Origin of the sequence: Shewanella sp. SR1 (assembly GCF_020447145.1) — a bacterium.
Lineage (GTDB): Bacteria > Pseudomonadota > Gammaproteobacteria > Enterobacterales > Shewanellaceae > Shewanella > Shewanella baltica.
In genome coordinates, this window is sequence record NZ_JAJAEF010000001.1 from 254,601 (window position 1) to 269,979 (window position 15,379).

Consider the following 15,379-nt stretch of genomic DNA (forward strand, 5'->3'; position numbering starts at 1 on the left):
GCAATCATCCATTAGGCAATGATGGGTCTGTTGGTTTTACGGGCTGCGACCATTTTCTCGATATATTCAACAATGGGCTCAGTCACCGAAATCCCAGTGGTTTGTTCAATCCCTTCAATGCCTGGCGCCGAATTCACCTCAAGGATCAAAGGGCCACGGTTAGAGCGTAAAATATCCACCCCAGCGACCACCAATCCCATCGCTTTCACCGCCGCAATCGCCATTTTACGTTCCACTGCAGTGATTTTAACCACCTCACCACAGCCACCCAAATGCAGATTAGAGCGAAAACCCCCCTCGGGTCCTTGGCGCTTCATGGAGGCGATGACCTTGTCACCGACAACAAAACAACGAATATCACTGCCATTGGATTCTTTAATGTATTCCTGCACTAAGATATTCGCTTTCAGCCCTAGGAATGCTTCTATCACGCTCTCAGCAGCCGTTTTAGTCTCGGCTAATACCACGCCAATCCCTTGAGTACCTTCGAGTAACTTAATGACTAACGGAGCGCCGCCCACCATATTGATGAGATCGGGGATGTCATTCGGCTTATTGGCAAAGCCTGTCACTGGCATGCCAATCCCTTTACGGGAGAGCAATTGCAGCGCCCGCAATTTGTCCCGAGAACGCGCAATGGAAATTGAATCATTCGCCGCATACACGCCCATCATTTCGAACTGACGTACAACGGCGCAACCATAAAAAGTCACGCTGGCATGAATACGCGGAATGATGGCATCAAAGCCAACTAATTCAGTGCCTTCATAATGAATGCTAGGCTTAATGGAATTAATATTCATGTAGCAGTTCAGTGTATTGATCACAACCGCTTCATGTCCGCGGCTTTGACAAGCCTCCACTAAACGTTGTGTCGAATACAACTGGGGGAATTGGGATAAAATACCTATTTTCATTGCTGAGTGACCAACTTAAGCATGAGTGAATAAACCATTCTGCGGCACTAAAAGCACAGCGACAGAAAAAGGGGCTGATATTTGTCTATTGCTCAGTGTAAAGCAAGAAAATATTCCTCACCAGACGAAATCACTATGCTATTGAAATAGTTCGAGACCTCTTACACTGGGAGCTGAGTTTGGGTTAGTAGTGGCAGAATATACTTGGCCTCAAACGCCGCGACATCTAAGGGGCGCGAGAATAAATACCCTTGTAAAACAGTGCAATGGCGAGCAGTACAAAACTCTGCTTGCTCAAACGTTTCAACACCCTCCGCCACAGAAATAACATTAAACCCATAGGCAAAGTTGAGTAAAGCGGCGAGCAATCGGGTATCTTTTTCATCCTTATCGTAGGAAGCGACAAAGCTTTTATCGATTTTCAGTACGCTGATCGGAAACAGTTTGATGTGTTCTAATGACGAAAAACCCGTCCCGAAGTCATCGAGGGCAAAACGCACCCCTAATCCGGCGATTCTATCGAGCACTTTGGCATGTTCATGGGGATCTTCAATAAGGCAATTTTCTGTAATTTCAAGCTCTAATGCTCCAGCAGGCAGGCCTGTCTTCGTCAGTGTATGCACGATTTTATCAAACAGGTTCTCATTTCCAATTTGAGAGGCTGAAAGGTTTACTGCGATAGTGAATTCTTGGCCTAGGGGCTGTAATTGGGCTAACCAAACCTGTGCCTGGGTACAGGCTTGTTCAAGCACCCAATCATCAATGTCATCCATTAATCCAATTTCTTCGGCTATGGGCAAAAATTGATCTGGGGCGATAATACCATCCACTGGGTGCTGCCATCGGATAAGGGCTTCCATCCCCACCAACTGATGGGTTTTCGCATTAACCTGTGCTTGATAGTGGACCTTAAACTCATTTCTTTTTAAGGCCATACGCAAACTTGATTCGATATGATTGCGGTAGCGCACCTCTTTGTCTAAGGCTTCGGAATAAAACTGGATCTGGTTTCGGCCCATCTTTTTAGCACGATACATGGCGATATCGGCACATTTCATCAGCTCAGAACTGTTCGAAGCCGCTTCATTATAAAAAGCCACACCGATACTGGCACCGATAAGCACATCGTTATCACCGAGGCAAAATTCATCCTCAAAGACTTTGAGCAGTCGATTGGCCACTATCATGGGGAAATATTTATAATCGTTATCTGTCACCAGTACGACAAATTCGTCACCGCCTAAACGGGCAATAATGTCGCCATCTCGCAGCACCTCACTTAATCGAGCCGCCACTTTGAGTAACAGCACATCACCCGTTTGGTGACCTAATGTGTCATTAATCGCTTTGAAATCATCGAGATCTAGTAAGATAACCGCCAAATAATCGTGACAGCGTTTCGCCCTTGCGATCGCTCGATTAAGACACAGTTCAAAACCATAGCGATTAACCAACTTAGTGAGCGAGTCGTGCTCGGCCAGTTCTTTTAGTTTTTGATGGCTATTCCGTAACGCCAATGCCATTGAAGATCTTTGTTTCGCGTAGCGAATCGCACGGGTTAAGATCCGCGAGTTAACCTCATCCTTAAGCAGAAAATCCTGCGCACCTAATTCAATGCAGCGCTGGGCTAGTTTCTCATCTTCATAGCGACTCAGCATCACGACCACAGTCTGATCTTGCGTCATGGCATTGAGCTTAATTAACACTTCTAACCCATTGGCATCGGGCAATAAATAATCCAATAGAATGCCGTCGAAATGACGTTCTAAGGCAAGATTCAAACCATCAAATGCACAATTGGCTTCGATCACATTAAACGTCAACTTTGACTGCCTAAGTGCTCGGATAATTGCCGTTCTATCGACTTCATCATCATCGATCAGTAGTAAATCCATATACTCACCTTATGCGGATGGGAGCTCGACTATTCGCCAGTAACCTTCAAGCATATTAAAAATATTGTTAAAACCGTCTTTTATGTCAGTTTTAACCATGTAACCAGCCACATGATGGCTATAGGCTTTCATTCTATCTTCATCGGTACTCGACGTCGTGAGCATAAAAACGACAGATGATGAAAGTGAAGGATCTGAACGTATCCGCTCAAGAAACTCAAAGCCATTCATTCTTGGCATATTAAGGTCGAGCAAAATAAGGTACGGGCCTTTAATCGTGTCTAAGCTAGTGAGAATTGCTAGTGCCTCAATGCCATCCCGTGCTCGCACTAAGGGATTGAGTAACCTAAGTTGCCTCATCGCCCGCTGCACGGCCATGTAATCCACATCATCGTCATCAACTAATAAAATGGTGACCTGTTGATATTGATCTGCTGCTCTCATAGAAGCTCCTTTTTCACTATTTTCTTAGGCCAAGTAAAGTAAAAACAACAGCCTCTGCCCTGCGATTTGAGTTGAATATTCCCACCTAAACTTTCAACTGTTTTCTTCACAAGTGATAACCCTAAACCACTGCCTTCGACTTCATCCCTAGGCTTAAGTGTTTGAAACATTTCGAAGACTTTATTCTGATAGGCACTTGAGATACCTGGGCCATCGTCTATCACACTGAAGAGATAATGTTTATCCGCGTCCTCACATAAGACAGTGATCACACCTGTGCCTAAGTCATGGTGTTTAATGGCATTGCTGATTAAATTTCGTATCACCAATTCCAACAGTGCGCGTACAGTATGGAAATTTGGAAACTCCCCTTTTAGAACTAATTCAAACCCCTGTGGCGGCGCGACGAGCGCAAACATGTCTTCAGCCAGTTGCCGACTGTTGACCTCGGTGGTTTCAGTATCGACACGGCCAATACGGGAAAACATCAATAGCCCATCGAGCAATAACACCATGCGATGAATACGACTTTGGATCAGCCCGAGATATTTCTGCACGTTTTCATTGGTGTTATCGGATAAATCCTCTGCTAACCAAGAAGTTAACTGCTCGATACCCCGTAGTGGGGATTTCAAATCATGGGAGGCGATATAGGCAAAGCGATCGAGTTCTTGATTAATCCGCTCAAGCTCTTGCATGTGTTCTGCACGCTGGACTTCAATGCGCTTACGTTCAGACACATTGTTAATCGTCGCGAGAATGAAAATGCCATTACTGAAATGAATAGGTGTCAGCCCCACTTCTATCGCGAGTCGACTGCCATCTTTACAACAGCCAAATAAGTCATCCCGCATCGACATATTTTTCGCAATCGGCTGCACTAAGTAATTATTCATGTGCTGCTGATGCGCATCCCTCAGCGCGTCTGGCAATAACATATTGATAGAGCGGCCGAGTAACTCGTCTCTGGCATAACCAAATAAGCGTTCGGCATGGGTGTTCACTAACGTAATAACCCCTGCCTTGTCGACCATAAATAGTGCGCTTGGAGAGGCTTCAATGACGAGTCTAAAGCGTTTTTCATTCGCGATTAGCTCAGAGGTAAGTAATGACTCTTTATATCGATTACGCGCCATGATTAGCACAGAATAAAACAGCGCCAAAATGAATGCACAACCGATAAATTGCAGCCAGATACCTTGGGTCTCTTCCGATCTTGAGATAAAACGCGATTGTGATGAAATGTCTAAGCGCCACTGCTTACCGCCAATCAAGTCGGTCTGTGACTGATAGAACACATCTTTTTGATTTGGCAGTACTTTACTGCTAGTAAACATTAAACTGTCAACACTTGCCTGTGGGTTTTCATAAATGGCGAGCTTCAAACCTGAGAATCGATCCCCCATAATTCCTTGCATGAGGTCGTCCATCCTAAACGCCGCATACACGAGTCCAATCGCCTGCTGTTTCCGTTCAGCCTCCGTTGCCACAATCCCTTGATAAATTGGCAAATACATCAAAAAACCTGCTTTAGCATCTTCGGGTGTATCTTGCACTAAGGCGACCTTGCCAGAGATAGTTGGCTGACCAGTGGTAATGGCGTGATCTATGGCTTTGCGACGATTAGCCTCGGAGCACATGTCATAGCCAAAGGCTCTTTGATTGCGCCAATCAAAAGGCTCTAAATACAAGATCACGCAATACTGATCACGAACTCCTTCAGGGTAAATTTTATAGTCTTTAAAGCCTTCGGCTTGAACTTGTTGGACGTGGGTATCTAATGTGTCAGGTTTAAGTAACTGAGCATAGCCAAAGCCTTGGAAACCCGGGTAATACTCAGATAAATGTGCATTGACAACATAGGTTTGCCATTCCTTGCGGGTCACACTATTGGAGGACAATAACAAGCCGACACCACCGCGTAAGACTTGCTCGTAGGCAAGCATTCTGCGATTCACCGCTTCGGTTAACTCTTGAACACTGTTCTCGAAACGCTCTTCACCCCTATCTCTAAGATATTGCTCCAGCACATACCAAGAGATGCCCATAAAAAGTAAAGCAGCGACAATCATCAGCCAGCTAGAGCTCAGCACGCTAAAGTAGATATTATTTGATGGGCTATGCGATTTAGAAAACTCATCCTTGTCCATATGAGCCAATTCCCTAGCAAACGAACAGCAATAAACAATGTTACAAGTGTTGTTGTAATTACGCCTAAATTCAAGTTTATCCTACTATTTAACTAGGAATTAACCCGAATATATCGATGACGATGTTGTGCTCTCAATCACAAAATAAGCAAGAACTAAATTAATCAAATAGGCAATCCCAGTCTTGGCTTGACGCTAAACCGCAGCGGGCTGAATTATCCGGCTCACGGGCAGAAAATTTTACCCTGACTACCAAAATTATTTGCTTTTCTACCATACTCTTTTTAGTTAGAAAGTCGTTAGGAACAACAAGAGGAATTCGTTATGGCTCATATTACTGAAGTCGTGCCCAACGATACTGAACTTGAGGCAATGACCACACCGAGAAACAGCAAAGCCGCTGAGGCAATGCAACATAGACGTGAAGTCAAAAAGCGTTTAGAAGACTACCTCGAACGGGCGGAGTTAAAGCGGGCATTAGGAGATGACGATTTTTTCTAGCCTATTTGATCTCACTATCTAGTGGGCAACATTATGGTGATGCTGCGTTAAATCGCAGAGTGTTCATCTAGAACTCACACAGTTCGTGTCCACTCAGACCTAATATCTCACCCAGCCCTCAGTGCTGGGTGTGACTTTGTTTAGCCCTCTTAATCACCACCCTCAAAGCTACATCATCCTTGTCACTTTTTACCGCTTTTATAGGCTTGAGTTTTAATCAGCAACCATTCGGCCTTAGCACCTAAGTAAACGTAAGCACCTAATCCTACGAGTAAACCGACAACGGCTAACATCATCCAGATCGCGGGTTCAATATATTGTTTCTCACCGAGTGACGCCTTGAACATAGTCAATAAGGCCTCAATGGAAATGGCAATGAGGATGGTAGAAACAAACCGCGTAATGGTTCGCCGCGTTGAGCTGTGGCGAAAGATATCCTTATGCATTAGGACTTCTTCTTCGAGAATGGTTTTCCCGAGATCGAAAATCGCTAATGCTAACGTCATAAAAATAATGATCCCAAAGGGTTGCAGTGGATCTTGACCAATTCGCTCGACCGTAAAAAGCCCGTAAATGTCCCGCAATGCGGTCCAGAGCAATACCGTGACCAGCACAAACAACCCAGCCACTATCACGCCATAAACCGCTTTAAATGCCGGCGTTACGCGCCGCCGTGCACTGTCGCCCATCATAAATTCAATCAAACGGGTCAAGTCCACATCCACCACTAAATAACCCAATTTTTGCTCCTGTTGATAAATGGCTAAGGAGGCAGAAAGGCATAAATTACCGCTGGCATTGGATAAATAGGGACGCGTAATGTTCACGCCATCGGACTCATCACGATTAATGAAATAGGGTCTTTGGCTGCGATCGCGATTGCCACCTAACGGAATTAACTCGATCTGATGGTCTACCACGGCGATATTTTGGCTTATCTGCAATCCTTGGCTATCGAGTAAATACATCAGTTCAACAAAGGGATAGCTCTTTGCAATTCCTTTCATCGCTTTGACATCGACCTTAGGTTGTTTAAATAACTCGGCATCGGCAATCCCAGTAAGAATCGATTCCATCAGTTCATGCACTGTGGCTTCGTATTCGTGATACCGCTCGATCACACTCAAATAACTCATCGCTGCCATGTTTCGCTCCAATCAACCGATTTCTAAGTCCAGAACAAAGCAGCTTTAATGCCATATCAATAAAATATTATTAAACAAATAGTTACTAATTTATGGCTCATAAACACAGCGCTAAAATAGTCGCAGGTGCACCAAAATGATTCACAAAACCGATAACAGTTAATTTATGTAATCGGTATATTTCCTCAGCTAGCCTGCGAATCAATATGAATAAATGAGGTTTAAGGCTATGATTAGCCACATCTCTCTCGCTGAAATTACCTGCAGGATATACGGGAATGTCTGAGTCGTTAGCCCAATATCAACAAGATCTACGCCGTTTTTCCGATGAATTAATTCGCATCCAAACGCCAATAAAAATCTTAGATGCCATCAAATGGCCGCGGGAAATGGAGGAGCGCTTTCTCTCGAATAAGGGCACTGTACTTCCGGCTATCAAGCAAGAATTCTATCAAAACATAGCCTTACCTTTTGACCCCGTCAAAACCCACGCAGAACTCGCCTCCCTCAAACAGGATGTCCATAGACGTTTAGGTAAACGGGATAAACTCGGCAAGATATTGGTGGCTAACGTCGATCAATATCGCCTTGTGGTCGATATGCTCGAAAACAGAGGCACGCCGACCTTTGGTAAACTTAGCCAAGAATTATACGGCAGCGCGAGTCACAGATTGCACGGCGATCGTCATACGCTGCGTCAGTTAGGCGATAAACTCAGTTATATCTTCTCGCTGCCGGCAGCGAGACACATGAATAAACATCACCCTAAGATTATTAGCGCACCCGAAGCGGTTCACGTGCTCAGTCAACGTTTAGAGAAATACTTCCATAGCGATGACATGCGCGTGCGCCTCAGTGACGGTATCGTCTCCGATGCCGCTGTGGGTGGCGATACCGTTAAGCTCAATAGCAAAGCCATGTTCAGCGAGTCGGATCTCAATGTATACGAGGTTCACGAAGGTTGGGTGCATGTCGGCACAACGCTAAATGGTCGAGCCCAACCCCACGCCACTTGGCTCAGTGTCGGTTCGCCGCGGGTAGCCGCGACTCAAGAGGGTTTAGCTGTTTTACTGGAAATGCTGACCCTAAGTTCAAATCCGGGACGAGCTCGGCGTATTAGCGACCGTGTCGCCGCTGTCGACATGGCGGAAAATGGCGCCGACTTTATTGAAGTATTTAATTATTTCAGAGGATTAAACCTGAGCGCGACCGACAGTTATCGCGTCACCCAAAGGGTTTTCCGTGGGGGTATGGTAGAAGGCGGCAGCTTCTTCACTAAGGATATTTCCTATGTGCGCGGCTATGTGGAAAACATTAACTTTATCCGCAGCGCCATCACCTCAGGCCTTCCCGAACTTATCCCTATGTTGTTCCTCGGTAAATTGGCGATCGAAGATATCCCAGTGTTATACCAAGCTTGCCAAGAGGGCATACTGACGACACCGAAATATTTACCGCCCATGTTCGATAACTTTAGTGGTCTTTATGCTTGGTTTGGTTTTGCCTCAGGCTTAGCTGGAATCGATTTGAAAGGCGTACAACGTCACTTCACTCGCCTGTTTAAAGACTTACCAAACGTCGAACCAACCTTTGAGTTACTCGACGATACTGAGTTCGACAACAACTCGGATTAATACATAAATATTATTGATTTAAATGAAAAAAGCTCACAACTAGGTGAGCTTTTTTATTCTAACGTGACTCAACTTTATTCATCAGATTAAGATTGGGCCTTTGCTGCTTCATCGGCACGCTTTTTAATGAAGTATTCCCGCGTTAACCCAAAGACCACAGGGCTTAACAGTGCCAAGGCGATTAAGTTAGGAATGGCCATCATGGCGTTTAAGGTATCAGCCAATAGCCAGATAAAATCCAATGAACTCACCGCGCCTAGTGGCACGGCAATGGTCCATAGCAACCTAAAAGGTTTTACCGCTTTGATACCAAAGAGATACTGCACACATTTTTCGCTGTAGAAGCTCCAACCAATAATGGTGGTGAAGGCAAAGATAGACAAGGCGATAGCCACGATATAATTACCCAGAGGCAAGGCATGGGAGAAAGCGTATGACGTCAGCGCGGCGCCATTTTCGCCCGAGGTCCAAGAGCCTGAAACCACAATTGCCAGCCCTGTAATCGAGCAGACCACAATAGTATCGATAAAAGTGCCGAGCATAGCCACCAGCCCTTGCGCCACAGGATTATTGGTTTGTGCCGCAGCATGGGCTATCGGCGCACTACCTAAACCCGCTTCGTTGGAGAATACGCCGCGCGCCACACCAAAACGAATCGCCGCCCACACAGCTGCACCTGCAAAACCACCTTGGGCTGCCACTGGATTAAAAGCGCTGTGAATAATTAGGGCGAACGCCGCTGGTACGTCTTGAATATGCACCACCAACACACCTAGGCCAGCAGTAATATAAAAAATCGTCATAAATGGCACTAACTTACCGGCGACTTCAGCGATACGCTTAATGCCACCCATCAATACCGCGCCCACGAGCAACATCATCACCACGCCAGACACCCAAGCCGGAACGCCGAAGTTACTGCTTAATGCTGCTGCCACTGAGTTGGCTTGTACTGTGTTGCCAATACCAAAGCCAGCAAGTGATCCAAAAATCGCAAACAGTGTGCCCAACCAAGCCCACTTTTTACCGAGACCATTTTTAATGTAATACATAGGGCCACCGACATGGTTTCCCTGATCGTCCACTTCACGGAATTTAACCGCCAGCACGGCCTCAGAATACTTAGTCGCCATGCCCACTAATGCGGTGCACCACATCCAGAATAACGCGCCTGGGCCACCGACAAAAATTGCCGTCGCCACACCTGCAATATTACCCGTACCAATGGTGGCTGAAAGGGAAGTCATCAGCGCATTAAACGGACTCACATCCCCTTTCACATTTTTATCTTTGTCAGGAATACGGCCAGACCAGAGTAACTTAAAGCCTGTGCCTAACTTCAGAATGGGCATTAATCTCAGCCCGAGGGAAAGAAACAAACCAACGCCTAAGATCATCACCAACATAGGTGTGCCCCAGACAAAGCCATTAATCAGGCCAACAAACTCCGTAATCGCTTCCATTCAAACCTCGTGATTGCTTGTTATTGTTATAGTTTGACTGACGCCGTCGGATTAGGAGTTGGCCTAACGAACACGACATATCAAGGAGCCAATCTAACAGTTGCACCTCAGATTACAACGAATAGTTAACAATTGGAAATCTAAATCATCTGCGAATTTATCTGAAATGGATTGGCACGCAGAGTCGTTTCCGAGCGGTGAGATATTGATTTGCAACATAAATAAAAAATCCCCGCATTGAGTATGCAGGGAGTCTCTCGAGCAATACGCCGCTATGTAGGATAATTAACTTAAGCTGGTTTCCACACTAACTGAGGCAGCGCGGTTAAATCTAACCTGTCGCCATGGGTCGCAATCGCGGTGGCTTGAGGTTTAGTCTTAGGATCTTGGTTAAGCACATCGACCAATCCATGCTGCGCATCGGGTTCTCCGTGGACTAAAATCAGCGGCGGTTGACCTTCAAAGTGGCGATACCAACGCAATAACTCGGCTTGATCCGCATGGGCAGAAAGCCCGCCCACTGTGTGTAATTTTGCCGCGACTTTAATGCTGTTTCCGTGGATAGTCAGCTCCTCAACACCGTCGACCAAGGCACGTCCCGGTGTGCCAAGGGCTTGATAACCACAGATAATCACATCGCATTCAGGCCGCCATAGATTATGCTCTAAATGGCTACGAATGCGCCCACCGTTACACATGCCGCTACCCGCGATAATGATCAATCCCTTATGCACTTCGTTCAGCGCCATCGACTCTTCGGTCGTCTGGATAAATTCGACATTCGACAATAGCGGATGCTGCCCAGGATGTTGGCGGGTAAAACGTTTAAAGTCCTCATCCATCAGCGGATAATTATTGACGTAAACGCGAGTCGCCTCAATCGCCATGGGGCTGTCTAGGCAGATTTTCCAGCGACCGAGATCCCATTCTTTAGCATATAAATGAAAGAGATATAATAATTCCTGCGCCCGTCCAACCGAGAAAGCTGGCAGCAAGATATTGCCTTGGCTCTCGTTGACTGTCTTCGCAAAAATGTCTTTCAACTCGGCTAAGGTTTCAGTCCAACTGCGGTGAAAACGGTTGCCGTAGGTGCTTTCCATTAACACTAAATCCGCCGTATCCACTAAGGTCGGATTGCGTAAAATCGGCATCCCCGCACGGCCAAGATCGCCACTGAAAACGACTTTTTTCTGGGACTTACCCTCGCCTAACCACAGCTCGACTAAGGCAGAACCTAAAATATGTCCCGCATCTGAGAGGCAAATATCCACATGGGGAATGACCCGAGTTACTTGGCCGTATTCAAGCGGCACAAATTGGGTGATGGCCTGTTCGGCATCTTCAACGGTGAATAGCGGTTCTAAGGGTTCAAGATCATGTTTAGCGCGCTTTTTATTGACCCTTTCGGTGTCGCGAGTCTGCAGCATGGCCGCATCTTTGAGCATGATGGCGCACAGTTCTGCCGTGGCTTTATGGGTGTAGATTGGCCCATCAAAACCCGCTTTAACTAAGAGTGGTAAACGCCCTGAATGGTCGATATGGGCATGGCTGAGCACAACAGCGGAAATAGACTCAGGGTCGAAGGCGAAGGGATCATGATTACGCAGTTCATCCGCTTTACCACCTTGGATCAAACCACAATCGAGTAATAAGTGTTCATGATCGACCGAGAGTAAATGGCATGAGCCGGTCACTTCCTCTGTCGCTCCTAAAAACTGCAGTGTCATTCGCATGGTGTCCCTCCAACGTTTTTACCTTGTATAAAGCTAGACTATGCCCTTATTACTCAAAGAAAAAGGATTAATTGGTCGCATGCGAGCAATGTCAACTTTCGCAGTAACACTCAAGCATCAATAACCTAATAAAGGGTATAACTGGCCTTGGCGCACGGTTTTATCGGCATGGATTAGGGTGCCATCACGCTGCCATTGTTCGAGCAATATCTGCAATGGCGCTTTGACCTCAGCGGCCGTCATACCAGCGCGAATACTCGGGTTATAGAGCAGTTTAAGCAGAATGAAATCGAGCCCTGTGAGTAAATCCTGCGGGGTTTTATCGTTAAAGATGGAGGGAAATACTTTTTCAGAATCATTGGGTAGCCCAAGCACTTGAGTAATTTCCTCAACTACGCAAGCCACTAACTTACCGTGCATTTGCGCCTGATCGACGGGAATAATCACCCATGCGCGTTCAATTTCACTCTTAGCATTAAGAGCAAACTTGGCCATACACACTGAGCCATGGACATTCTTCGCCGAACTTGGCCCCATTAAGCGGGTAACCTCACTCTCCCATTGGGATTGACGGGTAAACACTAAGTGTAGATTCGCATCCAAGAACGTATCCACCAGCTGAATATCGTGACCAGTAATCTCGGCTAAGTGCGCTAAGTGCATCTGCACTAATTGGGTGTGCAGCGCCCTGTCGCCCACTTGATGTTCGACAAACACTCGTACCGGAATACGCCACTTACGCACCCGGTGTTTCGCCACGTCATACTCATTTTTGAGGGCAATCTCGCTGAAGGCCTGGGTGATGTAAGTTAAGTTTTTCCAATCTGCTGCGGGTGTTAATGCCGGAATTAACGCGGGCTGCGTTTGAGCGGCGTAAAGAGGTAAGGCTAACAAGCTTAGACTTAGAAACAGAACTAGGTTTAGACACATTCTGCGCCCAAAACGCCGACACGCAGGTAACATTAACCTGTTGCAGTAGTATGTTGATGCCTTGAAGCACTTTTGCATTGGCACTTATTCCACAGCTTGCCGAGGTAATTTAATCGAAATCATAGCAGTGATGCCGATAAAAGCGGTCGAAATCCACAAACAGGCAGCTAAACCATAGGCTTGATACACTAAGCCAGACAGCACAGTGCCGACTAAACGCCCCATAGCATTGGCCATATAGTAGAAACCCACATCCAGCGACACCGCATCTTCACTGGCGTAACTCACAATCAAGTAACTGTGCAGCGATGAGTTCACCGCAAACAGGGCACCAAATAACATTAGACCCAACAACAAACTGGCCTCGGGATAAAAACTAAACTGTATCGCGCTGGCAATCAGCGCTGGCACAAAGGCCAACATACTTGCCCAAATTAACGCGCTGCGACCATCGGGGGCTGTATCAATCAGCTGACTTTGGGCTTGGCGATTGCCCGTGATCTTAGGTGCTAAGGTTTGCACTATGCCGTAACCGATAACCCACACAGCTAAAAAGCCGCCCACTGCCCAATGATCCCAGCCTAATTGGCTGGCCAGATACACGGGCAGCGCCACCACAAACCACACATCTCTGGCAGCAAACAGGAATAATCGCGCCGCCGAGAGAATATTCACGCTGCGACTCTTAGAGAAAATCTCCGTAAATTTAGGCTTATTCTTAGCTTTACCTAAATCCTTTTTCAGCATCATTAGACTGAGTAACCAGACGAGTCCAAGCAAGATAGCCATAGTAGCGATTGCCAACTCAAACCCGAGTAAAGCAAGCAAGGCGCCGCCGAGGAAAAATCCCGCGCCCTTGAGGGCATTTTTAGAACCCGTTAATAGGGCAACCCATTTGTAAAGCTTGCCCTGCTCGCCTTTTGGCACCAGCAGTTTTATCGCGCTTTTGGCACTCATCTTATTGAGATCTTTAGCGATCCCAGATAACGCCTGCGCCGCCATCACCCAAGGCACGCCTGCGAGCCACAAAGGTAAACTCGCTGCCGGCACTAACAACATGGCTAAGGCAAACACTTGCATGCCAAGGCCCAAGTTCATGGTGCGATTTAACCCTAAACGCGCCCCTAGCCAGCCGCCAATCAGATTGGTCACTACGCCAAAAATCTCGTAGAACAAAAACAGCATAGCGATCGCCAGCGGACTGTAGCCAAGCTCGTGAAAATGCAGCACCACTAACATCCGCAGTGCGCCGTCGGTTAAGGTAAAACTCCAATAATTGAAGGTGATCAGCAAATATTGCCGCACGGCAGCGGGCAATTGCATCAGTAGTTCAAATGGCTTGGCGGCAAACAATTGAGCTCTCCTAGCGCGGCAAATCAAGCTGGCCGACTAAACGGGCAAGCTCAGCGGTGCGATTGGCGTAGCCCCATTCATTGTCGTACCACACATAGAGTTTAAGTTGAGTGCCATTAATCACCATGGTCGAGAGCGCATCTATGATGCTTGAGCGCGGATCTGTCTTGTAATCCACCGACACCAGCGGCCGCTCTTCATAACCTAAAATGCCCTTAAGCTCACCTTCGGCGGCGGTTTTAAGTAGCGCATTCACTTCTGCTTCGGTAACGGCGCGTTCAAGCTCGAACACACAATCGGTCAGCGAAGCATTAGCCAGTGGCACCCGCACTGCATGACCATTAAGTTTGCCCTTAAGCTCAGGGAAAATATGGGTAATCGCAGTCGCGCTGCCCGTGGTGGTTGGGATTAAACTCAAACCACAGGCGCGGGCACGGCGTAAATCCTTATGCGGTGCATCGAGAATCGTTTGCGTGTTAGTAATATCGTGGATCGTGGTCATAGATCCGTGCTTGATGCCGATCTGCTCGTGGATCACTTTCACCACAGGCGCAAGGCAGTTAGTAGTGCAAGATGCGGCGGTCACAATCGGATGAATGGCAGGATCGTATAGCTGATGATTAACCCCGATCACTACGTTTAGCACGCCCTCTTCTTTCACGGGAGCGGTGACAACCACCCGCTTAACACCTTGATCTAAATAAGCTTGCAATAACGCTTTGGTTTTCATCACGCCGGAGGCTTCAATCACCACATCGCAACCGGACCAATCGGTATCGGCGATGGCTTTATTACGCGTGGTGCAAATGATTTTATCTTGGATCTGGATCTCATCGGCATTCGCCGTCACGGGATAACGCCAGCGACCATGGACAGAATCAAACTCGAGTAAATGTGCCAATGTATGCGCATCACCTGCGGGATCGTTGATCTGCACAAACTCCACCTCATCCCAGTCCCATGCCGCGCGCAGTGCTAAACGCCCCATACGCCCGAAGCCATTAATGCCGATTTTGATTGCCATGATGATATTCCAATATGTTGATTTTAAATTTATATGTCTTTAATTTTTTTATATTTTCTTAACGCTACTAACGGTTTACTTAAACGATAACACCGCCATTGCCAAAGACTGAGTATGGCAATGGCGTATATTTATTCGCTTATGTTTCTTAACTTATGTGCTTGGCGAACGAGCAGCCTTGATTGACTAA

Annotated in this window: 12 protein-coding genes; 2 read left to right on the plus strand and 10 right to left on the minus strand. The window is 46.7% G+C overall.

The genetic code is table 11. From position 1 onward, the window contains the following. Nucleotides 1–11 precede the first annotated feature (11 nt). The 4 genes from rimK to KV201_RS01155 form a co-directional block, all read right to left on the minus strand. A complete protein-coding gene (rimK, locus tag KV201_RS01140; RefSeq protein ID WP_226058272.1) occupies nt 12–917 on the minus strand; it encodes a 30S ribosomal protein S6--L-glutamate ligase in 906 nt (301 codons plus the stop codon). A gap of 161 nt (nt 918–1,078) precedes the next feature. Continuing rightward, nucleotides 1,079–2,812: a bifunctional diguanylate cyclase/phosphodiesterase gene (locus KV201_RS01145; RefSeq protein ID WP_226058273.1), complete on the minus strand. Its 1,734-nt coding sequence runs from the start codon at nt 2,810–2,812 to the stop codon at nt 1,079–1,081. A gap of 9 nt (nt 2,813–2,821) precedes the next feature. Beyond that, nucleotides 2,822–3,256: a response regulator gene (locus tag KV201_RS01150; RefSeq protein ID WP_006079986.1), complete on the minus strand. Its 435-nt coding sequence runs from the start codon at nt 3,254–3,256 to the stop codon at nt 2,822–2,824. Then, the gene (locus KV201_RS01155) at nt 3,253–5,406 is read right to left on the minus strand and encodes a CHASE domain-containing protein (RefSeq protein ID WP_226058274.1); all 2,154 of its coding nucleotides are present in this window, start codon (nt 5,404–5,406) and stop codon (nt 3,253–3,255) included. The genes KV201_RS01150 and KV201_RS01155 overlap by 4 nt, the downstream gene beginning before the upstream one ends. A 324-nt stretch (nt 5,407–5,730) precedes the next feature. Here KV201_RS01155 and KV201_RS01160 point away from each other — a divergent pair, with 324 nt between their 5' ends. Next, on the plus strand, nt 5,731–5,907 hold the full coding sequence (locus KV201_RS01160; protein WP_006079984.1) for a PA3496 family putative envelope integrity protein: 177 nt from the start codon (nt 5,731–5,733) through the stop codon (nt 5,905–5,907). A gap of 182 nt (nt 5,908–6,089) precedes the next feature. On the opposite strand, the gene KV201_RS01165 is transcribed toward KV201_RS01160, so the two are convergent. Then, nucleotides 6,090–7,052 (minus strand): PDC sensor domain-containing protein, encoded by a 963-nt coding sequence (locus tag KV201_RS01165; RefSeq protein ID WP_006084247.1) that lies wholly within the window; start codon nt 7,050–7,052, stop codon nt 6,090–6,092. 278 nt (nt 7,053–7,330) lie between these two features. Between KV201_RS01165 and KV201_RS01170 the strand changes: the two genes are divergently transcribed. Continuing rightward, entirely contained in the window at nt 7,331–8,686 is a 1,356-nt protein-coding gene (locus tag KV201_RS01170) for a flavohemoglobin expression-modulating QEGLA motif protein (protein ID WP_226058275.1), read from the plus strand. Between the two features lie 86 nt (nt 8,687–8,772). Here KV201_RS01170 and KV201_RS01175 read toward each other — a convergent pair whose 3' ends face one another. The 5 genes from KV201_RS01175 to KV201_RS01195 all read right to left on the minus strand — a co-directional run bounded on the left by KV201_RS01175 (nt 8,773) and on the right by KV201_RS01195 (nt 15,189). Continuing rightward, complete coding sequence (locus KV201_RS01175) at nt 8,773–10,149, minus strand: sodium:alanine symporter family protein (protein WP_006079981.1); 1,377 nt, start codon at nt 10,147–10,149, stop codon at nt 8,773–8,775. A 290-nt stretch (nt 10,150–10,439) separates the two neighbouring features. Continuing rightward, a complete protein-coding gene (locus KV201_RS01180) occupies nt 10,440–11,882 on the minus strand; it encodes an MBL fold metallo-hydrolase RNA specificity domain-containing protein (protein WP_226058276.1) in 1,443 nt (480 codons plus the stop codon). A 117-nt stretch (nt 11,883–11,999) separates the two neighbouring features. Beyond that, nucleotides 12,000–12,845, minus strand: coding sequence for a DUF2927 domain-containing protein (locus tag KV201_RS01185; protein ID WP_226058277.1), 846 nt, complete (start codon nt 12,843–12,845; stop codon nt 12,000–12,002). Nucleotides 12,846–12,896: 51 nt separating this feature from the next. Further along, complete coding sequence (gene arsJ / locus KV201_RS01190) at nt 12,897–14,165, minus strand: organoarsenical effux MFS transporter ArsJ (protein WP_226058278.1); 1,269 nt, start codon at nt 14,163–14,165, stop codon at nt 12,897–12,899. Between the two features lie 10 nt (nt 14,166–14,175). Beyond that, on the minus strand, nt 14,176–15,189 hold the full coding sequence (locus KV201_RS01195; protein WP_107949367.1) for an ArsJ-associated glyceraldehyde-3-phosphate dehydrogenase: 1,014 nt from the start codon (nt 15,187–15,189) through the stop codon (nt 14,176–14,178). Nucleotides 15,190–15,379: the final 190 nt, after the last annotated feature.